Raw genomic sequence first — 25,290 nt, 5'->3', positions numbered from 1 at the left:
AAAATTAACAACAGCTTCCGCCTGGAGTACAAGAATTCGATTCATTAGATATACCCGAAAGAGTCACTTTTTGTTTTTCCGTTGGAATACCGCATTTGTCCATAGCAAGGCAAGCTGTTTGTTTATTTAGCAAAACAAAATCTTTACCGTTAAAATCTAAATCGTATTTACCGATAGTAGTATCCTGATATTCAACTTCAATTTCAAAATCTTCAATTCCAGTAGCTATTGGGAATAAAACTTTTTCCGAAAGTTCGATGATATGAACCAATTTTTGAGGTTTTAATCTATGCTCGTAATCATTAGCATCCCAAAGCTGAAAATTCACTACCGTTTCCTTACGCACAGTCCCACCACAGTCTATAAAATTCTTGGTTATTAAACCAATTTCGGTAACGTGAAAATACTCGGGAACAAAAGTTCCATCAGGCAGTTGAAAATTAATTGTTTCAACAGTTTGTAAGATTTTTTTAATTTCTGAAAGTTTCATAATCTATATTTTTTAATATTTAACAACATTCATTATTTCTTTTCTCCAAATGCGTTTCAACATGTTGAAAAAAGACTTTAATTTTTTCAAAGCCAGATTCATTAATGCAATAACAAATGGTATTTCCTTCTATATTTCCTTTTATTAGTTTAGCATTTTTAAGTTCTTTAAGATGCTGAGAAATGGTAGGCTGAGAAAGAGGTAATTCGTTTACGATATCGCCACAAATGCATGCATTTACTTTTAATAAGTATTCTATAATAGCAATTCTTGCAGGATGTCCTAATGCCTTTGCCAGAATAGCCAGTTCGTTTTGATTGTCGGTAAAGAAATCTGTTTTAGTAGCTCCCATTGTATATTTTTATATTGCAATATTACGATATAGATTTTTACAAAAAAAGAGAATTATAAAAAAAATATGTAAATGTTTCATGCTTTTTTTAAGGTGCTAAGGTTTTGATTTGCTAAGGTTGACTAGTTTATGTAATAAGAAATCTGTTTTTATCCGCGTTTTTGCCTAAGCGAATCCGTTTAATCCGGGTGCAAAAAAAAGACTAAGTAGCTTCATAAACTATATCTAGCTACTTAATGAGACCCTTTCTATGCTAGGGTAATAAAACGAACTGCAAATAACGCAAAATTCACGAAGCATACTCATATTTATATACAAACTAGTCAACCTTTGCAGCTTAGTTCCTTAAAAAACTTTATTTTTCAGAGCCTTTAAAGAACCCATTGGGGAACATAATTGCCAATAAAACACAAATCAATAAAAAGTTATATTCCATCCCGTTTCTGCCACCGCCTACAACAAACCAACCTTCTTTAAAATGAACTAAAATAATTCCCATAATAAGCACTAAAATAGTAATAATCGCCGCAAAGTTGATGTATTTATTGATAAGCAAAAGAATAGTAGCAACAATATGTGATAGCTTTATCGACCAAGCGAGGAATATGCCAAAAGGAGCAAACCCTATTTGGTTTAAATAGAGGTTTCCAAAATCATTAATACCATTGTCAAATATCCCAAGAACACTGTGTGTAAGTAGAATAATGGCAACGGCAACTCTTAAGATTAATGTATTGTTCATAAATTGGTTTTTATTGGTTAGTTTAGTTTCTAAAAATAAAAAAACGCATATTAAGTTGTTTTAATATGCGTTTTAAATTTTGTAATAAATTGAATTTTAAACTTTTCCTAAAGTATATAATTGATTCATTGTAGGACTTGGGCTTCCACCTTCAGGTTCTAGAGTAATTCCAAAAGCTTCGGCATACCCAGTATCTTCTACTTTGAATAATTTTTGGCTATTAGATTCAAAATCACTTAATAAACCAATGCTTGTAGGAGTAAGTACTGGACTTAGCTTAAGTGCCCAAACCTGATATACTTTTCCCTTTGGAGGTTTTGGTAAACCAGCAGCATCAATATAGGTTACTTTGGTGTCTTTATTCCAATATGCTTTGGCAAATGACTGAGGTGCAACTGCTTGTCCGCCTAAAGTAACCCCTGTGTTTTTTATATCTCTTACAATGGCTAAACTTTGCGCAGTAACTTTGTTTTCTTGGTCTAAAAGCGCATAATCATTTTTTAATTTGTCTTTTTCGCTCCCTACAATTGCTATTGCTTGTTTAGTTTGAGTAAGTTGTACATATTGGTAAGCAAACCCTAATAAGAAAAGTACAGCAGCAGCCCAGCCTACATATTGAGACCAGTTAGCTGTAGGTTTCATATCGACAACTTTACCATGTTTGAGTTCTAGTTTAGCTTTTATTTTTTCAAAATTAGCTACCGAATGAAAAGGAGAGAAACTAGAAGAAAGTGCTACAATTGCTTTTTCGATGGCTATAATTTCATCGTTAATTTCTACATGTTTCTTGGCCATTGCAGCGACTTCCATGCTCTCAGATTCGCTAAGTAATCCATAAACATAAAGCTCTAAAATACCTGATTCTATATATTCTTTTGTTTCCATTATAATTTCAAATAAATTCGTAAGTCATTAATACAATTTCTGTTCTGTGTTTTTATAGTTCCTAATGGTATCGCCAACTCTTCAGAAGCTTCTTGTTGGGTATATCCTTTAAAGAATAATAAATCGATTATAGCAATACATTTTGGTTTTAGTTTTTTTACAAACTCTTGAATTCCAATAGTATCAATTTTGTTGACAAGTTTATTACTGTCGTCTAATAGATGTACGAAATTATCAGAAGAAAGGTTTTTTTGACTATTATTAAAGTTTTTAGAACGAAGTTTGTCAATAGACGTATTTCGAGCAATATTAAGGATCCAAGTGTAAAATCGACCTTTGTTTTCGTGGTAGGAATCGATATTTTTCCAAATTTTAACAAATACTTCCTGAAGTACATCTTCAGCTTCTTCTCTGTTTTTTATAAGAACATTGATAACAGCAAATAAACTTTTGGAATACATATCATATAAATATGTAAAAGCCTTTTCGTCTTTCTTATAAATTAATACCAATAATTCGTCTTGACTCATATTTTGTAGATTTAGGGTGAATAAACTTATATATTATAGTTTTAAAATTATGAATATTGCTAATGCTGGTATAAATATAATTTAAAATTTTAAAAGATATATAATTTATTTGTAACTATAATACTTTTAAAAATAGATAAAAAATAAAATATTAACTTTTTTAACTTTTTTGAAACCAAGCATAAACTAATCTCGTATATGTAAATTATGATAGTCTGAATGGGGAAATATTTTGACTAGAATAATTGATTAAATATGGGAATAGGTTTCCATTCTAATGCGATTTTAGAATAGTTGAGGTAAATATGGGGGATAATATTTAGCCCGTTTCTAGAGGAAAAAGATGATGGAACGAATTTGGAAACCTTTTCCTTTTTTACAATTTTAATCTAAATATATAAGATTACACGCCTTTTTTAGAGAAATAATTTAATCGGAATAATTTAATTTGTTTGTTGAAGAAGCCTAATGTTTAGAAGCATTAGGCTTCTTTGATTAATTAACAATTGTTCAATCATAAAATAAAGTGAAGAATGAAATTATGTAAATCAATTTTGATTAATTTTATAAAAAAAATAATTATGAAAAAAATATTGTTTTTATTCTGTGGAGCTATGATTTTGTTCAGCTGTCAGAATCAAGCGCAAACAAAGAAAAATAACAAAAGTGAAAAGGCTATGGAAAAACAAACTATTTATCAGTTTAAAGTAGAAGATTTATCAGGGAATCCATTTGATTTTGCTTCTTTAAAAGGAAAAAAAATAATGATAGTAAATACAGCTTCAAAATGTGGATTAACACCACAATACAAAGATTTAGAAGCAATTTACAAAGAATATAAAGATAAAGGCTTTGTAATTGTTGGGTTTCCAGCAAATAACTTTGCATCGCAAGAGCCAGGCACAAATGAAGAGATCGGTGCTTTTTGTCAACAAAACTATGGAGTAACTTTTCCTATGATGGACAAAATATCGGTAAAAGGAGATGATATGAACGAAGTATATCAATTTTTAACTCAAAAATCTAAAAACGGATTGCAAGACTCAGAAGTAGAGTGGAACTTCCAGAAATATCTAATTAATGAAAAAGGAGAATTGGTAAAAGTAATTCATCCTAAAACGTTACCAACAGATCCTGAAATAATAAAATGGATTAAAAGCTAAATAATTAAAAGACGAAATAAAAAAGCGATTTTCATACCTTGAAAATCGCTTTTTTATTTTTATGAAAATGACCTTCTACAGCAAAATTTGTATTTGCATATTATTTTTTTTATTGTTTATTCAAGAGAAGATTTGACTTTATTAAATTACAAAGAAAAGGAGTGTCGTTTGTAGTTTTAATAAAGAGGTATTGTATAAGTTTAAAAACATTAGGGATATTATTTTATTGGATATTTCTGCATCACGAGAAGAATTAATAAATAATTTCCAAATGGCACATCATATTTATTCAGAAGCTATATTAATTAGATACTATATTGTTAAAAAAGGATTCTTATTTAAGAATCAATTGCATGAAAACCAAATCAAGCCAATGGTCAAATTTATACCCAACTTCACGAATTGTTCCAGTTGCTACAAAACCAAATTTTTCATGAAAAGCAATGCTACCTGCATTATCGGCATCAATTGCGCCAATCATTACGTGATATTCTTGTTCTTTTGCCAAGCGAATTAATTCAACCAATAATTTAGAACCAATACCTTTACCAATTATATTCTCACTTACATATACAGAATGCTCGACAGTGTATTGATATCCAATTTTTTCTCTAAACGGACCATAACTACCAAAGCCAATAACATTACCATCTAGCTCAGCTACAATAACTGGTAGGTTTTTAGCTTTTTTATCTTCAAACCATTTTTGCTGAACTTCGATTGTCTGAGTTTCATAGCTGTAATTGGCAGTAGTATGTAGAATAGAATAGTTAACAATAGCAAGGATTTTACCTAAGTCCTGATGCGTTGCTGATCGAATTGTAACAGACATATTGAGCGGTATTATTTATAGTTTTATTTAAGTTCAGCTAGTAAAGCATCGGCATCTTTCGAGTCCCAATCCATTTCTTTACAAATAGCTTTTGCTTTTTTAGCATAGGCTAAAGCTGATTTCTTATCTTTAATTTTAATATAAAGACGTGCTAGTAATAAGTTACCATCGTAAGCATCATTTAGTTCTAAAGAACGTTGTACCCATTCGATAGATTTTTTAAGATCTTCAATATCAGTAATATTTTTCAGGTAAACTTGTCCAATTTCTTTTAAGATACTAGGAGTATTCCATACATATTTTTGAGTTCCATCTAAAGCAGTTTTGTTATAATACTTCCAATTGGTACTTCTTTCGGCAATTGTTAAATCATAAGAAAAAATAAGAGAATCTGTTTTTTGAATCTGAATTGTTTTAGCAATTTCCCTTTGTTTATAGTAATTAATTGTATCTAAACTTTCGGTATACGGGCGAAGTAATTCGGTTACAATATTAATTATCTTTCTCTCTACACGATTAGGAGAAGCAACATTTCCAAATTCTTTTTGATGTTGCAATACATATTGAAATTCATGTGATTTGATATCACTTACACCATTGGCAATAATGCGCCAGTTCATTTCAGTAAGTAATTGAGCATCTGATTGAGTAGCAAGATAAGTATGAGTAGCTTTGGATAAATCAACTCTTTCACGACCTTTTCTCAATGTTGTTAAGTATGCCAAACATTTATTAGGATTGCTTTGGTCAGCCATAAATACGGACTCCAAATAAGGCAATTGCATTTTAGAATTTAAAGCATTTTTGATTTCGTTTAAAAATTCAGCAGTTTTGATTTCACCTTTCAAATTATATAAAACAGTTTCATTAGAGTCAATAATTAAAAAACTAGGTAAGGATTTGGTATCGAACTTAGTTTTTAGGGCAAGCCCCTCTTCTTTATCAATATCTTTCCAAACACAAATATAATTGTCTTTTAAAAAAGAAATTACTGTAGCATCTTTAAAAGCGCCATTTTTCATAGCATTACAATGTGGGCACCAATTAGCGTAAAGCATGATAAAGACAGGTTTACTTTCTTGTTTTGCCTTTACTAAAGCATCTTTGTATGAAATGTCATCATGAGTAAATTGATTTTGAGCATTTCCTACATGAATAAAAAGTATAAGCAACGATAAATAAATTAAACGCATAATCCTTCAGTTTTTATTAAAGATAATTTTTACAAATATATTTCCTTTTTCTATAATTAGATGGTAATATATTGTTATTTATACCCTAAATCATATCTGAACTTATTAACTTTGTGTTTCATAATTTCGAAAAAATGATTTACCCCAAAATACCACTTGCACAGAGTATCATTCAGATTTGTTTAGAAAAAGGAATCACCAATATAATTATATCTCCAGGATCACGAAATGCCCCTTTAACCATAGGATTTGTTAGTAATCCAGCATTTCAGTGCTACAGTATTGCAGATGAAAGATGTGCAGCATTTTTCGCATTAGGAATCGCTCAGCAAACCCATCAACCAACAGCCTTAGTTTGTACTTCGGGTTCAGCATTGCTAAATTATTATCCCGCTTTTGCAGAAGCATTTTATAGTCAAATTCCATTAATTGTAATTTCAGCCGATCGTCCACAAAGTAAAATAGACATTGGTGATGGACAAACTATTCGTCAGGAAAATGTATATATAAACCATTCCTTGTACAATGCTAATTTACATGAAGATGTTTCGATAGCGAATGACAAGAAAATAAATGAAGCAATAGATACTGCCAGAATACAAAAAGGACCAGTACATATTAATGCTCCATTCGAAGAGCCTTTATATGAAACAGTTTCAGAACTTGTTGTAAGACCAATAATAAGCACTTATGTAAAAGAAAACCAATCAGAAATAATAGCAGATTTAGCTAATAGGATTGCTGATTGGAATAAATCGGTTCGTAAGATGGTACTTGTGGGGGTAAATGAGCCCAATGCCATTAGTCAGAAAATAATTGAAAGATTAGCCAATGATGAATCAGTAGTAGTTTTAACAGAAACAACATCTAATTTACATCATCCGAGTTTTGTAAACAGTATCGATACCTTAATTACGCCGTTTACGCCAACTGATTTTGAAGATTTTCAACCAGAAATCTTAGTCACTTTTGGAGGAATGATAGTTTCTAAACGCATCAAAGCATTTTTACGAAAGTACAAACCAAAGCAACATTGGCATATAGATACGTTAAGAGCGTATGATACATTTGGGGCTTCACCATATCATATAAAAACAAATCCAAACGATTTCTTTGAAGCATTTTTGCCTCAAACACAATCTATAAAAAGTGATTACTTTTCAAAAATTGAAAAAATAAATGATTTAAGAAAAGTAAGAGCACAAGAATATTTAGGTAAAATTCCGTTTTCAGATTTTAAAGTCTTTGAAAAAGTAATTGAATCATTGCCTAAAAATAGTCAGTTGCAAATAAGTAATAGTTCCGCTATTCGATATGCACAATTAATCGATATAGATACTTCAATAGATGTCTTCTGTAATCGTGGCACGAGTGGTATCGATGGTAGCACATCAACAGCTATAGGAGCTGCAGTAGGTAATCCTAAGCCAGCAGTTTTTATTACAGGAGACATTAGTTTCTTGTATGATAGTAATGCTTTATGGAACAGTTATATTCCGAAAGATTTTAAAATCATAATCGTAAACAATGGAGGAGGAGGAATCTTCCGTATTTTGCCAGGGCATCAGGAGCAACCTGTATTTAATACCTTCTTTGAAACATCGCATCATTTAACGGCCGAACATATAGCAGGAATGTTCAAAATGAATTATATAAAGGCTGATGATGAAAACGCATTACAATTGGGATTAAAATCATTATACAATGCAAAGGGAGTGCCAACAATTCTGGAAATTTTCACGCCAACATTTGAAAATGACAAAATATTGCTTCAGTTTTTTAAAGAATTATTGTAACCTTTTTTTGTCTTAAATAAACACGATATAAAGAATAAAAGCTTAAATTTGAGAGTATAAACCAACTATTAATCAACTATTAAAATTTTATTTATGAGTGCAAGAGACGAATTAATTGTAAAGTATGCTGCTGATTTAAAAGATAAATGTGGTGTAACTCCAGATATGGATTTATTGACAAAAGTAACCATTGGTTGTGGTCCGTCAATATATAATGCAGATGCAGCAACGGTTGCAGGAACGCAAAAAACGGAATTGGATACTGTAAAGAATAATTTTTTAATCAAGAAATTAGGCTTGCCAGATACTCCAGCTTTAGATGCAGGAATCGATGCCGTATTAGAACAATATGGACGCTCAAACAAGAATAAATATAGAGCAGTTGTGTATTATTTGTTAACGAAATACTTTAAAAAAGAAAGTGTTTACAAATAGTATCTCATTATAAAATAATAAAAGCGCCCAAAAGGCGCTTTTTTAATGAAAATTAATTGAGGTTTTATCGTATAGGAATAGGGAAAACAGCTAAACTAGCATGGCCTAATGAATCTACAGCTTGTACAGCAAAGAAAAAATTATCTTTGGAGTAGGGAAGTTCAATTTTTGTGTCATTAGTAAAAAAAGTTTTTTCCCAATGCGATGATGCAGTTTCTCGCATCAAAACCTGATAACCATATATCTTTTTATCAGTAGCAGGGCTCCATAATAATGTAGAAGAATTAGAAAGAGATTTTACATCAATGCCTACGTTAACAGGTGCTTTTGGAGACCAAGCCAGATTAGATAAGGTTGCTAGATTAGAGCAGGTAATCTTTCTTAAATACTCAAAGTCCATAAATTCAGGAAGATCCCCATATTTTATATTGTTTTCTGTTCGTATATCTTGATGCTGATGATTAAAATTTTCGTTCATTTCACAAAAGCGTACTGCGGTAAACCCATTTTGACTAAATGGAGTGTGATCGCCACCGCGTAAAAAACGATCGTTTCTATAAACAAGATTGATGTTTAATTGATCAACATATTGACTTGTAGTAGTTTTAATGTATCTCGCAAATTGTCTCGAGGAGCTGTCATTGTCTTTGTTTGTCGTTTTACGAATTTTAGCTTCTTCTTCAGTTTCTAGATAGGGAATAGTCTCGCTAAAAACCCTAACCTGAGTATTGTCTCTTAGGTTTGTACCGCTAGATAAGCTATTTCCAATCATATCGTTATTAATCATGGCAATTATATTCCATTTAGATTCTTTGGCTAATTCAGCAAGATGTTTTGCGCCATAAAGACCTTGTTCTTCACCCGTAACAGCTACAAAAATGATTGTGCAGGGAAAAGATCTTTTGCTCATAATTTTAGCTATTTCCATCATTGCAGCAACTCCAGAGCCATCATCGTTTGCGCCAGGGGCATCATCTTTAATATTCATCACATCAGATACACGTGAGTCAAGATGTCCACTAATGATAAGTACACGATCATCAGCAGGATCAGTTCCTTTTAAAGTAGCCATAACGTTTGCAAGTTGACTGTCTTTTGGGATTCGTTTTCCATCAGCTTTTACCGTAAAATAATCAATGCTAGCAGTTAATCTTCCGTTAGATTCTAATGCATACTTATCAAATTCAGATTTCACCCATTTTTGAGCAGCACCAATGCCTCGTGTTTTATTTTTGGTATCACTCAAGGTATGTCTGGTTCCAAAAGAAACTAATTTTACAACAGTATTTTCAAGACTTTCGGCTTTGACCTCAGTAATCATTTTTCTTATTTCAGGATCATCATTAGTTTGCGAATGTATTGGTGGAGATAAAAACAATAATGTAAAGAAATAGATAAGAAATAGTGGTTTCATTTATTTGGAATTTATTAATATGATCTCAAATTTAATTAAAAAACAAAACGATTAGAAAACATGACAACAGAATCCTTAATAAATACTTTTTCTTGGTAGATTCAAACTTCGTACCTTTGCAACTTAGAAACTTGCTTAGATAGCAATACAGAACTTTAAAGAAGATGATTGAAATAGGAAAATACAATACACTAACTATATTACGTGATACCAAAGTAGGATTGTTTTTAGGTAACCCCAAAAAAGATCCAGAAGGGATACATGACATACTTTTACCAAATAAATATGTTCCAAATGAATTTGAAATAGGCGAAGAACTTATCGTTTTTGTTTATTTAGATCATGAAGAGCGACCAGTTGCAACAACATTAGAACCTTATATTTTACTAAATGAGTTTGCACTTTTGCGTGTAAATTACATCAATCAAATAGGTGCTTTTATGGATTGGGGGATGGAAAAAGATATACTTGTTCCGTTTAAAGAGCAGGCGCGTCCTATGGAAAAAGGAAAGCGTTATTTGGTTTATTTATACATGGACGAAAAAACCAATCGTTTGGTAGCTTCAAGTAAAACAAACCAATTCTTGAACAATGATAACCTTACAGTCGAAAATGGCGAAGAGGTAGATTTAATTGTTTCGCATATTACCGAGATAGGAATCAATGTAATTATTAATGAGAGACATAAAGGATTGTTATATAAAGATGAGGTATATGATGATGCTATTCGTACAGGAGATCGTATGCGTGGCTATATTAAAAACATTCGCCCTGACAATAAAATAGATGTTTCATTGCAAGTGCAGGGATATCAAAGTATCGAGCCAAATGCTGAGAAAATAATGGATGAATTAAGAGCAAGCCGAGGCTTTTTAAGGCTTACAGATAATTCTCATCCAGAAGACATTAAAACAGTACTCAAAATGAGTAAGAAAACATTCAAGAAAGCTATTGGAGCTCTTTATAGAGAAAAACTAATCGAGATTAAGGAAGATGGAATTTACTTAGTTAAGGAATAATATAACAAGAAAGGCTAATCATTACGATTAGCCTTTCTCTTTTTATTCTAGTTTTAAAAAAAAATTGTAATTAAAAAAAAACAAAAATAAAAATAAATCTACTTTCATCACGAAAAGTGAATAGAACCACACAATATGTAAATAGTGTACTTAGTCTTGTTGCGTGTGATTTACTACTTTTTCAGATGGGTTTGTCTGGAAATAAGGATAACAAATACGTATAAGCTAAAATCAATTTCACGGCTGAACCTTTGGTTTATTTTTAATATTTTTAAAGACGATCAAACAATAATTGGTACTCATTTATAGAGTAATTTGATAAATCTTCCTTGTTAACCGTAGGTGTTACTATCTTTTTTTGCAATTCCGACAAATGCTATTCTCATTTGCCCATTGTCTAAAGTTTTTAAATTTAAAACCTTAGAAAAATGAGCGACAAATTTTTTAAATTTTCTCAAAAAATCATTTTTTAGGTTAATAAATCAGTGAAAGAAAATCAATCATGTAATGTGTACGTAAAATAATGTATCACATTGATTAATAGATGGTAAAGATAAAGATAAAAAATAAAATACACTATAAAATCATATCATTTTTTATTTTAAAACAAGTTTTAACATTTGGATAAAATTATTTTAGAAGCGACTTCATCAAGAATGTATAGTCTAAAGTGTAAAAAATGATTTATTTTTACACTATAATTAATTAAAAATAGCATCTAATGGATTGGATTATTGCCAGAGAATTTGAAGATATAACCTATAAAAAGTGTAATGGAGTTGCAAGAATAGCATTTAACAGACCTAATGTACGCAATGCATTCCGACCAAAAACAACCTCCGAATTATACCAAGCATTCTACGACGCACAAGAAGACACTTCAATAGGAGTAGTTTTATTATCTGCTGAAGGACCTTCGACTAAAGATGGAGTATATTCTTTTTGTAGTGGAGGAGATCAAAATGCAAGAGGGCATCAGGGATATGTAGGAGAAGATGGACAACATCGTTTGAATATTCTAGAGGTACAACGTTTGATTCGTTTTATGCCAAAAGTAGTTATAGCAGTAGTTCCAGGTTGGGCAGTTGGCGGAGGACATAGTTTACATGTTGTATGTGATATGACATTGGCGAGTAAAGAACATGCTATTTTTAAGCAAACCGACGCTGATGTGACTAGTTTTGATGGAGGATACGGCTCTGCTTATCTAGCTAAAATGGTTGGGCAGAAAAAAGCACGTGAGATTTTCTTCTTAGGGCGTAATTATTCAGCTCAGGAAGCAATGGATATGGGAATGGTAAATGCAGTAATTCCTCATGATGAACTAGAAGATACTGCGTATGAGTGGGCACAAGAAATATTACAAAAATCACCAACATCTATAAAAATGCTAAAATTTGCTATGAACCTTACTGATGATGGTATGGTTGGACAACAAGTTTTTGCAGGAGAAGCCACTCGTTTGGCCTACATGACAGAAGAAGCAAAAGAAGGAAGAAATGCCTTCTTGGAAAAAAGAAAGCCTAACTTTGGTGAAAACAAATGGTTACCGTAATTAAAGTTTCAAGTTCATTGCTTGTAAACAGAAATTAAAATAATAAAACGAAAACTATTTTTTTTTAATTAAAAATAGCACCAAATTTCAGGTCAAGAACTTGAAACCTGAAATAAACTAAATAAAAAACAGAATGAAACATTGGATTGAAGCCGCTAGATTAAGAACATTGCCTTTATCAGTCTCAGGGATTATCGTAGGAAGTATGTACGCTTTGGCAAATCCCACAGAAAACGTTTATACGCCAACAGACGTTTTTAATTGGAAAATTTTTGGTTTTGCACTTTTAACAACACTAGGACTGCAAGTTTTATCCAATTTCGCCAATGATTACGGGGATGGGGTAAAAGGGACTGATAATGAAGATAGAATAGGGCCTAAGCGCGCCATACAAAGCGGAGTAATAACGCCACAAGCCATGAAAAAGGCTATGTTTATTACAGCTATATTAACTTTATTGTCAGCAATAACATTGATTTATTTTGCTTTTGGTGAAACAAATTTAGTGTATTCAATCTTTTTTTTAATATTAGGTATTGCTGCAATTGTTTCAGCAATTCGTTATACGGTTGGGAACTCTGCTTATGGTTATAAAGGGTTTGGAGATATATTCGTATTCGTATTCTTTGGTTTAGTAAGTACGTTAGGAGTGAATTTTTTATATTCGAAAGAAATAGATCCGCTTTTAATCTTACCCGCAGTAGCAATAGGATTGTTGAGTGTAGGGGTTTTGAACCTAAATAACATGCGTGATGAAGCCTCAGATAGAAAATCAGGAAAGAATACAATTGTGGTAAAAATGGGAGGTCAGGCAGCTAAAAAGTACCATTACTTTCTAATTATAACTGCAATGGTTTCGGTAGTTTTATTTGCTATATTAAGTAATTATAATTTTGATCAATACTTGTTTTTATTGGCTTATATACCTTTAACAAAACATTTAATTGTAGTTTCTAAAAACAAAGAGCCTAAGTTATTAGATCCAGAGTTAAAAAGAGTTGCGCTAAGTACATTTTTACTTTCAGTATTATTGACTCTGTGTATGATATCATTAATTTCAGACATTATCGTTAATCTTTTCTTAGGAGGAAGATAATTTATAAAACTTTAAATTTGTATCAATATGAAAATTACATTTTACGGTCATGCGTCATTAGGAATCGAAGTTGGAGGAAAACACCTTTTGGTAGATCCTTATATTTCGGAAAATCCATTGGCATCACATATCGATATTAACACATTAAAAGCAGATTATATTTTATTAACGCATGCACATGGTGATCATATTCTGGATGCCGAAGCAATTGCTAAACGTACTGAAGCAGTAATCGTTTCTAATGCCGAAATTGCAAGTTATTTTGCCCAAAGAGAGTTAAAAGCTCATCCAATGAATCACGGAGGAAGTTGGCAATTTGATTTTGGGAAAGTAAAATATGTAAATGCGATACATTCAAGTTCGTTTCCAGATGGTAGTAACGGAGGGAATCCAGGAGGATTTGTAATTGAAGGTGAACACAAAAATATCTATATAGCAGGAGATACTGCCCTTACAATGGATATGAAGTTAATCCCGATGCGTACCAAGCTGGATTTGGCTATTTTACCGATAGGAGATAACTTTACCATGGATGTTGAGGATGCTATTATAGCATCAGATTTTATCGAATGTGATAAAATTCTTGGCTATCATTTTGATACTTTTGGATATATCAAAATTAATCATGATGAAGCAATTCGTAAGTTTTTTGATAAAGGAAAAGACTTAATGCTTCTTGAGATAGGAGAATCTATCGAATTATAAATGGAATAGTATTTGTTGTTCATAGGTAATCAAATAATTAGGAGTTATCGGGATCGCTATATGCTTTATCTTTTCCTTGCTAAAGGAGCAAGGAAAAGGATATCGTTGTTGTCAGGGCTAAAAAATATATATACATCTATTTAACAAAATGAAATCTAGAAACCTAGTTTTAGTACTTTTAATAAGCTCATTTTATTCAGCTTTTGCTCAAAAAGAAGGCTATTGGGATAAAGAGCGATCAACCACCAAAGAAATAATCGTTCCAGCCCGCGACAGAATCATCATTTCAACCGAAGATTTACCATTAGGCACAACCGAAGTAGTTTATAGAATTACGCTATTGGATGAAAATCAACAATTAACAAATAGCTTGGTATCCGTATTAAAATCGATTCCAGATCCTACGGGAATTAGCCAGGGTTCTGCAGGAGCAGTGTTTTTAATGTCTAAAATATCAGGTGATGATAAGTGTAAGTATGCCCTTTTTACTGATCAGGCAACAGCTAAAAGTTATGTTCAAAGTGGTAAAACAGATAAGGCATGTTATGCGCAAGAAGAACCAATAAGTAAAGATGCAAAACGGTTATCATTAGATAAGTTAAGTTGTTTGCAGTCAAATACTAATGTAATTTGGTTTGGGTTCGAGAGTAAAAATTGGCTTTTAAAACAAAAAGTAGTTCTAGAAGTAGTGCCTTGGGTTGATGTAAAGTTAAGCCGTGGTTGGAATCAAGAGAATAAGAAAGAAATCATTAGCCAATGTAAAACCTCAAATTTGGCACAAAAAATGGCAAATTCTGATGATTTTTGCGTTTGTATTCTTGAAAAAATTCAAAATAAATATCGTTATACCGAGTTTGATAAATTATTGGCAATGGAAAAAATAAAAGCCTATAAAGATTATGGGAGTACCTGTTATAGCGATGTAAATATTTCAAAAAACATTTACAGTGATTTAAGAAGTCAGGCCTCTAAACTGATTAAAAGTCAGAAGTATGGCGAAGCAATAGCTTTACTCAATACGATAATTGCAGACAAAAAAGCAACAGCGCTTGATTATAGTTCGATTGGATATTGTTACATAGTGACAAAACAATATGAAAAAGCACTTAAGTTCTTAAAAGAAGGCGAAAAATTAGATGAAACGGAGTTGCAGCTAAAACTCAATTTAGCACATGCTTATTTGGTAAATGGTGATTATAAAGATGCCAAAGCAATTTATAAAAAATATCAAACCCAAAACGTAACAGACAGTTTAAGTTGGATAGAAAAAGTAAAGCTTGATTTTATGGTTTTTAAGAAAGCAAATTTGCCCTCTGGTAACTTCGACAGAGTCTTAGATCTTTTTAATTAATTATTTTACAACAAGAAAAATAGCTTATATGGCTAATAAGTAAATCACAATTAGATGTTTAAAATAAATCACATTGAAAGCAACTTATCATAAATATACACTCAATTTTAAACGCCCATCGGGAACATCACGTGGCGTAATGAATGAAAAAGAAACCTGGTTTATTATAATTGAAGAAGATAATAAAAAAGGAATAGGTGAGTGTGGAATCCTTAGGGGTTTAAGCGCAGATGATTGTGATGATTATGAAGAAAAGTTACAATGGACATGTAATAATATACATCTTGGTGAAAAAGCACTTTGGGAAGCCTTATTAGCATTTCCTTCAATACAATTTGGTGTAGAAATGGCTTTTCGTTCTTTAAAAAGTGAAACTCCTTTTATGTTATTTTCTTCAGATTTTACGACAGGAGAAAAATCGATAGCAATAAATGGTTTGGTTTGGATGGGAGAACCAGAGTTTATGAAGCAACAAATTGAAGAGAAATTGGGTACTGGTTTTAGATGTATTAAGCTTAAAATTGGTGCTATCGATTTTGAGAAAGAACTTGAATTATTAGGTTTTATTCGCAGTCATTTTAGCCCAGAACAAGTCGAAATTAGAGTAGATGCCAATGGTGCTTTTAGTTTAGATTCAGCTTTAGATAAGTTAAGGCAACTTGATAAATATAACCTGCATAGCATAGAACAGCCGATAAAACAAAACAATATTCAGGCTATGGCTGAATTATGCAAAAAAACACCATTTCCTATAGCATTAGACGAAGAGTTAATAGGTGTTTTTTCTTTACAAGATAAAGAAGCATTATTACGAGAGATAAAACCGCAATACATTATTTTAAAACCAAGTTTTATAGGCGGTTTTCGTGGTACTCAAGAGTGGATAACATTGGCAGAAAAATATAATATTGGTTGGTGGATTACATCGGCTCTGGAGAGTAATATTGGACTTAATGCAATTGCGCAATGGACTTTTTTACAAAATAATACGATGCCACAAGGATTAGGAACAGGAGCATTGTACACCAATAATTTTGATTGTCCGTTAGAAGTTACCCAAGGGCAATTGTGGTATAATCCAGATTTAAAGTGGGAAATAGATATTGATAAATTTTAATCTCTGCAAAGATTCTACTTTGTTATCCTAACAGGTTTTCAAAACCTGTTAGGTATTTTATATAAAATAGCATAAGTATCTTTGTCAAAGTTTTGAAATTTGACAAAGATTTTTTGATAAGCTTTAATCTGTAAATAAAAAAAACTAGCATAAAGCTAGTTTTTTAAGTTTAGATAACAAAAATTATTCTTTTCCGCCATCTAAGGCATCTTGCCATTCTTTTAATTCTTGCCATTTTCCTTCATAAGCTAACTTGGCTTGTCTTGCCCAGGTTCTAGGATTATGAATAATGTAGCTTTCGCCTGCCTCATCTAAGATAGCTTGCGATTTAGACGTTGGTGTTTCTGATAAAGCCAACCAAGTTTTGATTCCAGCTTTATGATAAAGTTCTTCAATTTTAGGACCAATTCCTTCAATTATTTTTAAGTCATCTTTCTTTATTTTTTTACCAAATGCGGTGGCAGCTAGTGCAGCATCAAAAGCAATTTCAGGAGTGGTTTTTGCAACAAATGATTGTGCAGATGCCGAAGAATTTAATTTAGCTGCTAAATCGGCTTCTAAAGAAGTTATTTTTGCATTTAAATTCTTAGTATTTGCTCTGCAAGAGTCTAATTCGGCTTGTAAAGAAAGTAAATCTGAATTGTTTCCTTTCGAAGCCATTTTTCCTATTAAGTAACCTAAAATTCCACAGATTAACCCAACAAGTGCTGGTATTAAGATACAAGGTATATTCATAATGTTATTTTTTTGGATTAATTATTTTATTGTAACTACAGTTCTACGATTGTTTGCTTTCCCATCGGCGGTTGTATTATCACCTACAGGTTCATCAGGCCCTTTTGATTGGGTTTCGATTTTGTTGCTGTCAATACCATTCTTAGATAAATAGTCTTTAGTAAAATCAGCACGTTTTTGTCCTAAAACAACATTCGATTCACGTTTTCCAACATTATCAGAATGTCCAACAACCAATAAGGTGGCATCATTTACGTGAAGGATATAATAAGTGATATCTTTAATTTTCTGGCGTTCTGTAGCATTTAGGCTATTATTAGATCTATTGGTATTAAAATGAAGTACCAAAGGGGCAGCATTTATTTTGGCTTTTAAAGCCGCAAAATCCTCACCATTAGCATTTGATGCAACAGTATCAGTTAAGTTGTTTATTAGGAATGAAACAGGCCCTAACAGCGTATCTGCATTAGTTTTCCAACTATCAATTATTTCTCCTTTAGTGTCAAAATTCCCAGCAGATAGCCCTTTTGATACAAAATAGTTTTTAACATCATTTGCCCTTGCTAACCCCAGATTAGGATAAGTTGTAGTGTTTTTTTCCTCAGTAGTAGCATATCCAGTAATGGTAACCTTTTGTTTAGGATTTCCATCTAAGAAAGTTTTTAGCTTTTTAATGCCAATTGTTACGGAGTCTTTTACTGGTAAGATAACTGAAGCGCTGTTCTTCAGGAACTTAATATTGTCGCTACTGCGGTAGTCAATACCATCACCATTAATTACAAAAGGAACAATCTCTGTGACAGTTTCTTTTACAATAACTACTTTTTCGATATCGTCTGCAGGTTCTTTCATACAGCAATTGCAGCAGAATTTTAAATACAAAAATGTACCTAAAATAATAGTGACTACAATGCCTAATAGATAAAGTGTTTTTTTAGACATAATATTTATGAGTTAAATTCTCTCAAATTTAACAAAAAAATAAATGCAAAACGTTACTAGTCAGTTATTTTAATATTATTGTTGTAATTATTTTGGCTTTATGTTTTAGGAATAACTCACTTTTTAAGACTTATAATTAGAGTTTGTAAAACGGTATTAAGAATCTTGATTCGCCAATTAATTAAAATCAGTAACTTGCTAACTGAATTTAGTTATGGAAAAGATGGTAGAAATAGAAAGAAAATTTTTAGTTAAAACAACCGATTTTAAAGAGCAGGCTTTCGCCAAAAATCGAATTGCTCAGGGATATTTAAGCTCCGAACCAGAGCGTACAGTGCGTATCCGTCTTAAAGGTACAAAAGGGTTTATTACTATAAAAGGAATAGGAAGTGATAGTGGAATGTCACGATTTGAATGGGAAAACGAAATCCCGCTAGATGAAGCACAGGAATTATTGAAATTGTGTGAGAAAGGCAAAATTGAGAAAACCAGATTCGAAGTAAGATCAGGAAATCATGTTTTTGAAGTAGATGAATTTTATGGAGAAAATGAAGGTTTGATAATTGCCGAAATTGAACTTCAGTCAGAAACAGACACATTTGATAAACCAGATTGGTTGGGAGAAGAAGTTACCAATGATCCAAGATATTATAATTCTTATTTAAGTAAGAATCCATTCTCAGAGTGGGAAAATAAATAGTGTTTATGACAGTTGAGAAATATGATTTGATAATTGTTGGAGGAGGACCAATAGGTTTGGCCTGCGCGATTGAAGCACAAAAGAAAAAATTAAAGTATTTGATTATAGAAAAAGGAGCAATTGTAAATAGTATTTTCAATTATCCGTTGTATATGACGTTTTTTTCTACTGCAGAAAGACTTGAAATAGGAGATATCCCTTTCAATTGTCTTGCTCCAAAGCCAGGACGACAGGAAGCATTAGAATATTATCGCAATATTCATCGTTATTTTAATTTCTCTATACATTTATTTGAAATAGTAATACAAGTTATCAAACAAGAAAATTTACTCTTTAAAATAGCTACAAATAAAAGCGAGTATGAAGCTAAGCATGTAATTGTTGCAACAGGTTTTTATGATATTCCGATTCATATGAATGTAAAAGGAGAAGAATTACCACATGTCCGTCATTATTACAAAGAAGCGCATGAATATGCTTTCAGGAATATTGTAGTTGTTGGCGCCAATAATTCATCAGTAGATGCAGCTCTGGAATGCTGGAGAAAAGGAGCTAATGTGACAATGGTAATCCGCAAAAGTGAAATAAATAATCGAGTAAAATATTGGGTTAAACCAGATATTGAGAACAGAATAGCCGAGGGGAGTATAAAAGCTTATTTTGAATCGAATATTACCGAAATCCGTGAGAATGAAGTGGAAATCGATACTCCAAACGGAAAAGTAACAATTGAAAATGATTTTGTCTTGGCACTTACAGGATATAAACCAGATTTAACTTTTCTTGAAAAAATGGGGATTCAGTTATCAGATGATGAAAGAAAAGTACCAACATACAATCCCGAAACAATGGAAACCAATGTTGCAGGATTGTTTTTGGCAGGTGTTGTTTGTGGCGGAATGGAAACTCATAAATGGTTTATAGAGAATTCACGCGTTCACGCCAATATGATTGTAGATTATATTACTTCGAAATAATTGTTGAGTACAGTTATTGTAAAAATTATTAAACACATAGAAATATAGTTTTTTTGTAAAAAGAAGGCGAAGAGAAACATATTTCTTTTACATAGATAGCTATGTTGATTTTGAATAAGTGAAACGTCTACTTTTAGCTTGTAAAAGCTATATTTCTTTGTGTTAAGATTATTATGCCAGAGGGACTAAATAATATTAAGAACTGCAGGAAAGCATCGAACAACCTACTTTATCTCTTGCCCAATCTGGGCGTTTGGCAAACCATTTTTCGTATTCAGGCTGTTCATCATAAGGCTTTTTAAGTAATTGATACAACTCATCTACTAATGAGTAATTGCCTTCATCGGCAGCATCAATGCTTAATTGTGCCATATAATTACGCAATACGTATTTCGGATTTACTTTGTTTTGTTTTGCTGCTCGTTCATCGTTAGATATTTTTTCGGTATTTAAGCGCATTAAATAAACAGAGAACCATTCTAACCAAGTATTTAAAACAGCATCTTTAATTTCTGCAGGTTTATAAAAAGCCTCCTGAATATGGGCAAATGCCTGTTCAGTAGATTCCTCTTTTTTAATTTTATTTAAATTTCTAAAAAAGATAGTCATATCTGTTTCGGATAATTGCAAATTAGTCTCTAAATCTAGGATAATTTTATTGTCAGCTTCTTTAGGTGCTGAAATACCTAGTTTGTTAAGTATCATTTCTCTGTATTCTACCTCATATAAATCAGAGAATGATTCTAAAATACTTTCTAAGCCCTCAGCTTCATTGATTAAAGGATATAGAGCATTTGCTAATTGAAATAAATTCCATTTAGCAACATTAGCTTGATTACCAAAACGATATCTTTTATGTTGGTTGTCGGTAGTATTAGGAGTCCAATTAGGGTCATAATCCTCTAGCCATCCATAAGGGCCAAAATCTATTGTTAAGCCGTGAATAGACATATTATCAGTATTCATCACGCCATGTACAAAGCCTACGCGTTGCCAATCGAGAATCATATTACGTGTTTTATCAGCAACAGCTTTAAAAAATTGGATATAGTTCTTTTTATCATCCTCTTCTTTTATTTCAGGATAATAATATTTAATCGTGTAATCAGTAAGTGATTTAAGATTTTTAAGCTCATTGCGTGCCGTTAGCATCTCAAAACTTCCAAAACGAATAAATGATGGCGCAACACGACATACAATCGCCCCTTTTTCGTAAGCAGAATTACCATCATATAACTTATCACGCAATACTTCGTCGCCAGATAGCATTAAGGCAAGAGAACGTGTGGTAGGAACTCCCAAATAAAACATGGCTTCGCTACATAAATGTTCTCTTATAGAGGAACGTAATACGGCTAAACCATCTGCAGTTCTCGAATAAGGCGTTTTTCCAGCTCCTTTAAGTTGTAAAGTATAGAACTGGTCATTATGTTCAACTTCGGTTAAATTAATCGCTCTACCGTCTCCTAATTGCCCTGCCCAATTTCCAAATTGATGCCCAGCATAGCACATCGCGTATGGATGCGAGGTAGGTAGTATTTCTTTACCCGAAAAAACATTCAGAAATGATTCTGATTGAATATCTTTTGGCGAAAGCCCTATTAACTCAGCCACAGCTTCAGAAGCGTGAATTAATTTTGGATCAGAAGGAATTCGTGGATTAACATAAGAAAAACAAGTATTTAAAACCTGCCTCGTCTCATTGGTATTTAGTGGATCTTCAGGAAGTTCGGCTGTGAACCGATTATGTATGTTTAATTTTTTCATTTTTCATTTAATTTCAATAACAATTGTTTATGCGAGTTTATCGGCATACATTTTTCTTAATTTTTGCACTTTCGGGTCAATTACCATTCGGCAATAACCAGCTTCCTGATTGTTGTTGTAATAATTTTGATGATCCTCTTCGGCTTCATAAAATACTTCAAAAGGTTTTAGTTCGGTTACGATAGAATCAGCATAAAAAGGTTTTACTGCTTCAAATACTTTTTCAGCAATTGCTTTTTGTTCATCATCATGATATAAAATAATCGAACGGTATTGTGTTCCTTTGTCAGCTCCTTGTTGATTTAAAGTTGTAGGGTCATGACTTGTCATAAAAATAGCTACTAAGTCATGGTATGAAATGATTTCAGGATCAAAAGTTACCTGAACGACCTCGGCATGTCCTGTTCTTCCTGTACAAACCTCACGATAAGGAGGGTTTTTTATATGCCCATCAGCATAGCCTGATTTTATTGATTTTATGCCTTTTAAGCGCTGAATAACTGCTTCGATACACCAAAAACAGCCTCCTCCAAAAGTTGCTATAGATAAATTTTTCATATATTTAATTTAAAATAATTATTGTTGTTTATTTATTGTGGATATAAAACTTTAATGTTTCTGTCCAAATTTAATTCTAAATATGTAGCTTTTACTAAAAATATGTTTGCAAAAGGAATATTTAATTATAAATAAAAGAAATTGTATTATAGTTTTTACTTGACTATTAACAAATTCACAATTATATAAAAAATATATACCTTTGACATCAAATCAGTTCATAATGAATATCAAAAACAATACCACGGCTTTAGAAGCTTATTTTCAAGATTTTCGAAAAAATATTATTGGAATCGATCAGGAATTCACCTCTCCTTATGGTAAAAAACAGATAATTTATACCGACTGGACTGCTAGCGGACGTTTGTATAGACCAATTGAAGAGAAAATTATAAACCAATTTGGGCCTTTTGTCGCAAATACACATACAGAGACTACTGTGTCAGGTACTGCCATGACAAAAGCGTACCATCATGCCAGAAATATCATTAAGCGTCATGTCAATGCCAACCAAGATGATATTTTAATTACAGACGGAACAGGAATGACAGGTGTTGTTAATAAATTTCAACGTATTTTGGGATTAAAAATCCCTGAAAACCTAAAAGATTTTACACTAATTCCTGAAGATAAAAAACCAGTTGTTTTTATATCACATATGGAACATCACTCAAACCAAACGAGTTGGTTAGAGACGATTGCTGATGTTGAAATTATTCCTGCCTGCGAGAAAGGGCTTTTTAGCCTTGAAAAATTAGAAATCTTATTAGATAAATATAAAGACAGAGCTTATAAAATAGCTTCGATTACTTCTTGTTCAAACGTAACAGGGATAAAAACACCATACTATGAGGCTGCCAAATTGATGCATCAGCATAATGGTGTTTGTTTTGTAGATTTTGCATGTTCAGGACCATATGTAAAAATAAATATGCATCCAGAAGATCCAGAGGCGTATTTAGATGCGATTTTCTTTTCTCCACATAAATTCTTAGGAGGACCAGGAACATCGGGAGTTTTGGTTTTTAATAAAAAATTATATAAGAATATGATTCCAGATTGTCCTGGAGGAGGAACTGTAAGTTGGACAAATCCTTGGGGAGAGCATAAATATATTGATAATATCGAAGATCGTGAAGATGGTGGAACTCCAGGATTTTTACAAGTAATAAAAACTGCTTTGGCAATTGAGTTAAAGGAGCAAATGGGAGTTGATAATATGTTACAACGTGAACATGAAATCGTTAATTTTGTTTTTAATGAGTTAAATGACATTCCGAATATTAAAATTTTAGCAGCACAACATCAGGAGCGCTTAGGTGTAATTTCGTTTTTTATTGAAGATTTGCATTTTAATCTAGGTGTAAAGATATTGAATGACAGATTTGGAATTCAAACTAGAGGTGGTTGTAGTTGTGCTGGTACATACGGACACTTTTTGTTGCATGTTGATCAAGAAACATCAAGTAAGCTAATTGATCAAATCACTATTGGTGATTTAATTCGTAAGCCAGGATGGATAAGAATGTCAATACATCCAACAACAACTAGCAAAGAAATTGCTTTTGTTTGTAATAGTATTAAAGAGCTAGCCCAAAACCATAAAACATGGGCTTTGGATTATGAATACAATAAAGAAACCAATGAATTTATACATGAAAATGTCACTTCATTCGAAGATGAATTAGTCGCTGGTTGGTTTGCATCATAAACAAAAAAAACAGCTTCAATTGAGGCTGTTTTTTTTTGATTTGTTTTTACCATTAAAGGATTAGAAGAATTAAGAATCTTACTAGATGAACAAGTTTAGATTACTAAATCTCACAAAGCCTACAAGTCGCAGTTAAAAAACATTTCCATTGCGTGTCTCTGTGGCTTTGCGATAAAATTTAAAAATAACCATAAAAGCTTAATTTTTCTTAATATCTTAATGGTTTGATGATTTTTTTTAATTTATGACTCATCAATAAATTAGCTTTACGTATCTAGCAATCGGCGGTGATAGTTTATTTGTCCTAAATGATAGGCAAGGTGTGTGGTGAGATGTGTTAAAATAAAACCAGTAGAATCTTTACCTTGAAAAACAATAATTGGAAATTCATGCTCTAAATCCTCTTCGGATAAATTACTTAAAGCGGCATTAACCCCCCTAATGGTTTCTTCTATTTTGGTAATTAATTCAGATCTTGGGATGTTTTTTAACGAAAACTCCAATTCACGATGCCTTATATAACTAGAATTGCCCAATGCAGCACCTATATAGGTGTTTAAATTACCTATTAAGTGTAAACATAGGTTTCCTGCCGAATTTAAAATTTGTTCCTCTACAGACCAGATTTTAGCTTCATTTTGATAAGATTCAATTTCGAGTTTTAATTTATTGAGATCACGATTAAAAAGGGCTCTCAGTGTATCACAATGTGCCATTATTTTTCAGATTGATAGTTATGAAGTGATGATAAGGCTTGTTCTTGTATTTTTTTCTGAAAAAAACCAGTCCATCCTAACAAATAGCCAGTAAGGCCGAATGCTTGTTTAGACCATTTCCAGACGTCAAATGTATCGGTATGTTTTATAATCAAGCCATCCTGAAATTGAAATTCGGCAAAAATACTATTGACAACCTTTCTGTTTGTTTTGCTAAAATTATAAGAAGCAACCCAGTGTGCAGAACCTACAAAATCATCAGCTTTTATATCTGAAAATTCTATTTTTATATTTCCTTTGCTTTTTTTAAGAAGCATTTCCCACATTTTGCAAACCTGATCTTCTTTTAGTAAACCAAAAGCGGGATCACGAAATTGTACTTTTGGATGGTAGCATTCGCTCATTTTAACCGCATCAGCATTGGAAAATGCAGTATAGAATTTTGTAATCGTGACTTCGTTTACAGTCATTTTTGATGTAATTTAGAGTATAAAAGTACAGAATAATTG

27 protein-coding genes are annotated in these 25,290 nt (G+C 32.0%); 12 read left to right on the top strand and 15 right to left on the bottom strand.

Annotated elements, in window-relative coordinates; genetic code table 11:
* Positions 1–4: 4 nt before the first annotated feature.
* The 5 genes from IUY40_RS07345 to IUY40_RS07325 all read right to left on the bottom strand — a co-directional run bounded on the left by IUY40_RS07345 (position 5) and on the right by IUY40_RS07325 (position 2,999).
* Entirely contained in the window at positions 5–490 is a 486-nt protein-coding gene (locus IUY40_RS07345; RefSeq protein WP_195736213.1) for a DUF6428 family protein, read from the bottom strand.
* A 19-nt stretch (positions 491–509) separates the two neighbouring features.
* A complete protein-coding gene (locus IUY40_RS07340) occupies positions 510–842 on the bottom strand; it encodes a metalloregulator ArsR/SmtB family transcription factor (protein ID WP_195736212.1) in 333 nt (110 codons plus the stop codon).
* A 355-nt stretch (positions 843–1,197) separates the two neighbouring features.
* A complete protein-coding gene (locus tag IUY40_RS07335) occupies positions 1,198–1,584 on the bottom strand; it encodes a DoxX family protein (protein WP_195736211.1) in 387 nt (128 codons plus the stop codon).
* 96 nt (positions 1,585–1,680) lie between these two features.
* Positions 1,681–2,469, bottom strand: coding sequence for an anti-sigma factor (locus IUY40_RS07330; RefSeq protein ID WP_195736210.1), 789 nt, complete (start codon positions 2,467–2,469; stop codon positions 1,681–1,683).
* Positions 2,469–2,999, bottom strand: a complete 531-nt coding sequence (locus IUY40_RS07325) for an RNA polymerase sigma factor (protein ID WP_195736209.1) — start codon at positions 2,997–2,999, stop codon at positions 2,469–2,471. Before IUY40_RS07325 ends, IUY40_RS07330 begins: the two co-directional genes overlap by 1 nt.
* Before the next feature lie 581 nt (positions 3,000–3,580).
* Between IUY40_RS07325 and IUY40_RS07320 the strand changes: the two genes are divergently transcribed.
* Positions 3,581–4,162, top strand: a complete 582-nt coding sequence (locus tag IUY40_RS07320) for a glutathione peroxidase (RefSeq protein WP_195736208.1) — start codon at positions 3,581–3,583, stop codon at positions 4,160–4,162.
* A gap of 334 nt (positions 4,163–4,496) precedes the next feature.
* Here the strand turns inward: IUY40_RS07320 and IUY40_RS07315 are convergent, their stop codons facing one another.
* A complete protein-coding gene (locus tag IUY40_RS07315) occupies positions 4,497–4,994 on the bottom strand; it encodes a GNAT family N-acetyltransferase (RefSeq protein WP_195736207.1) in 498 nt (165 codons plus the stop codon).
* A gap of 23 nt (positions 4,995–5,017) precedes the next feature.
* Complete coding sequence (locus IUY40_RS07310) at positions 5,018–6,187, bottom strand: thioredoxin family protein (protein ID WP_195736206.1); 1,170 nt, start codon at positions 6,185–6,187, stop codon at positions 5,018–5,020.
* 134 nt (positions 6,188–6,321) lie between these two features.
* Here IUY40_RS07310 and menD point away from each other — a divergent pair, with 134 nt between their 5' ends.
* Together menD and IUY40_RS07300 are read left to right on the top strand one after the other, a co-directional pair.
* The gene (menD, locus tag IUY40_RS07305) at positions 6,322–7,983 is read left to right on the top strand and encodes a 2-succinyl-5-enolpyruvyl-6-hydroxy-3-cyclohexene-1-carboxylic-acid synthase (protein WP_195736205.1); all 1,662 of its coding nucleotides are present in this window, start codon (positions 6,322–6,324) and stop codon (positions 7,981–7,983) included.
* A gap of 93 nt (positions 7,984–8,076) precedes the next feature.
* On the top strand, positions 8,077–8,418 hold the full coding sequence (locus IUY40_RS07300) for a DUF2853 family protein (RefSeq protein ID WP_195736204.1): 342 nt from the start codon (positions 8,077–8,079) through the stop codon (positions 8,416–8,418).
* Positions 8,419–8,482: 64 nt separating this feature from the next.
* On the opposite strand, the gene IUY40_RS07295 is transcribed toward IUY40_RS07300, so the two are convergent.
* Positions 8,483–9,832, bottom strand: coding sequence for a M20/M25/M40 family metallo-hydrolase (locus tag IUY40_RS07295; protein WP_195736203.1), 1,350 nt, complete (start codon positions 9,830–9,832; stop codon positions 8,483–8,485).
* A 164-nt stretch (positions 9,833–9,996) separates the two neighbouring features.
* On the opposite strand from IUY40_RS07295, the gene IUY40_RS07290 reads away from it, so the two are divergent.
* Positions 9,997–10,851: a S1-like domain-containing RNA-binding protein gene (locus IUY40_RS07290; RefSeq protein WP_195736202.1), complete on the top strand. Its 855-nt coding sequence runs from the start codon at positions 9,997–9,999 to the stop codon at positions 10,849–10,851.
* A gap of 332 nt (positions 10,852–11,183) precedes the next feature.
* On the opposite strand, the gene IUY40_RS19600 is transcribed toward IUY40_RS07290, so the two are convergent.
* Entirely contained in the window at positions 11,184–11,309 is a 126-nt protein-coding gene (locus IUY40_RS19600) for a hypothetical protein (protein WP_255520464.1), read from the bottom strand.
* A 263-nt stretch (positions 11,310–11,572) separates the two neighbouring features.
* On the opposite strand from IUY40_RS19600, the gene IUY40_RS07285 reads away from it, so the two are divergent.
* The 5 genes from IUY40_RS07285 to IUY40_RS07265 all read left to right on the top strand — a co-directional run bounded on the left by IUY40_RS07285 (position 11,573) and on the right by IUY40_RS07265 (position 16,675).
* Positions 11,573–12,406 carry a 1,4-dihydroxy-2-naphthoyl-CoA synthase gene (locus tag IUY40_RS07285; RefSeq protein WP_195736201.1) on the top strand — a complete coding sequence of 278 codons (834 nt, stop codon included), beginning with the start codon at positions 11,573–11,575 and terminating at the stop codon, positions 12,404–12,406.
* A 133-nt stretch (positions 12,407–12,539) separates the two neighbouring features.
* Positions 12,540–13,502 carry a 1,4-dihydroxy-2-naphthoate octaprenyltransferase gene (gene menA / locus IUY40_RS07280; protein ID WP_195736200.1) on the top strand — a complete coding sequence of 321 codons (963 nt, stop codon included), beginning with the start codon at positions 12,540–12,542 and terminating at the stop codon, positions 13,500–13,502.
* Positions 13,503–13,529: 27 nt separating this feature from the next.
* The gene (locus IUY40_RS07275; RefSeq protein ID WP_195736199.1) at positions 13,530–14,207 is read left to right on the top strand and encodes a metal-dependent hydrolase; all 678 of its coding nucleotides are present in this window, start codon (positions 13,530–13,532) and stop codon (positions 14,205–14,207) included.
* A gap of 148 nt (positions 14,208–14,355) precedes the next feature.
* A complete protein-coding gene (locus tag IUY40_RS07270; protein ID WP_195736198.1) occupies positions 14,356–15,558 on the top strand; it encodes a tetratricopeptide repeat protein in 1,203 nt (400 codons plus the stop codon).
* Positions 15,559–15,631: 73 nt separating this feature from the next.
* Positions 15,632–16,675, top strand: a complete 1,044-nt coding sequence (locus tag IUY40_RS07265; RefSeq protein WP_195736197.1) for an o-succinylbenzoate synthase — start codon at positions 15,632–15,634, stop codon at positions 16,673–16,675.
* A gap of 183 nt (positions 16,676–16,858) precedes the next feature.
* Here the strand turns inward: IUY40_RS07265 and IUY40_RS07260 are convergent, their stop codons facing one another.
* On the bottom strand, positions 16,859–17,410 hold the full coding sequence (locus IUY40_RS07260; RefSeq protein ID WP_195736196.1) for a hypothetical protein: 552 nt from the start codon (positions 17,408–17,410) through the stop codon (positions 16,859–16,861).
* A gap of 21 nt (positions 17,411–17,431) precedes the next feature.
* Entirely contained in the window at positions 17,432–18,352 is a 921-nt protein-coding gene (locus tag IUY40_RS07255; protein ID WP_195736195.1) for an OmpA family protein, read from the bottom strand.
* Between the two features lie 223 nt (positions 18,353–18,575).
* Between IUY40_RS07255 and IUY40_RS07250 the strand changes: the two genes are divergently transcribed.
* Positions 18,576–19,052, top strand: a complete 477-nt coding sequence (locus IUY40_RS07250; protein ID WP_195736364.1) for a CYTH domain-containing protein — start codon at positions 18,576–18,578, stop codon at positions 19,050–19,052.
* Between the two features lie 5 nt (positions 19,053–19,057).
* Positions 19,058–20,029 (top strand): YpdA family putative bacillithiol disulfide reductase, encoded by a 972-nt coding sequence (locus IUY40_RS07245; protein WP_195736194.1) that lies wholly within the window; start codon positions 19,058–19,060, stop codon positions 20,027–20,029.
* A 195-nt stretch (positions 20,030–20,224) separates the two neighbouring features.
* Here the strand turns inward: IUY40_RS07245 and IUY40_RS07240 are convergent, their stop codons facing one another.
* Together IUY40_RS07240 and msrA are read right to left on the bottom strand one after the other, a co-directional pair.
* Positions 20,225–21,796, bottom strand: a complete 1,572-nt coding sequence (locus tag IUY40_RS07240) for a protein adenylyltransferase SelO (RefSeq protein WP_195736193.1) — start codon at positions 21,794–21,796, stop codon at positions 20,225–20,227.
* A 27-nt stretch (positions 21,797–21,823) separates the two neighbouring features.
* Positions 21,824–22,354, bottom strand: coding sequence for a peptide-methionine (S)-S-oxide reductase MsrA (gene msrA, locus IUY40_RS07235; RefSeq protein WP_195736192.1), 531 nt, complete (start codon positions 22,352–22,354; stop codon positions 21,824–21,826).
* A 223-nt stretch (positions 22,355–22,577) separates the two neighbouring features.
* On the opposite strand from msrA, the gene IUY40_RS07230 reads away from it, so the two are divergent.
* Positions 22,578–24,065 carry an aminotransferase class V-fold PLP-dependent enzyme gene (locus tag IUY40_RS07230; protein ID WP_195736191.1) on the top strand — a complete coding sequence of 496 codons (1,488 nt, stop codon included), beginning with the start codon at positions 22,578–22,580 and terminating at the stop codon, positions 24,063–24,065.
* A gap of 266 nt (positions 24,066–24,331) precedes the next feature.
* Here IUY40_RS07230 and IUY40_RS07225 read toward each other — a convergent pair whose 3' ends face one another.
* Positions 24,332–24,781, bottom strand: a complete 450-nt coding sequence (locus IUY40_RS07225; protein WP_195736190.1) for a DUF1572 family protein — start codon at positions 24,779–24,781, stop codon at positions 24,332–24,334.
* A complete protein-coding gene (locus IUY40_RS07220) occupies positions 24,781–25,251 on the bottom strand; it encodes a nuclear transport factor 2 family protein (protein ID WP_195736189.1) in 471 nt (156 codons plus the stop codon). The genes IUY40_RS07225 and IUY40_RS07220 overlap by 1 nt, the downstream gene beginning before the upstream one ends.
* Positions 25,252–25,290 lie beyond the last annotated feature (39 nt).

It is taken from the genome of Flavobacterium sp. ALJ2 (genome assembly GCF_015594725.1).
In the GTDB taxonomy this organism is placed as follows: Bacteria; Bacteroidota; Bacteroidia; order Flavobacteriales; family Flavobacteriaceae; genus Flavobacterium.
Note: the sequence above shows the minus strand (reverse complement) of the source record. Positions and strands in the feature narration are given on the sequence as shown.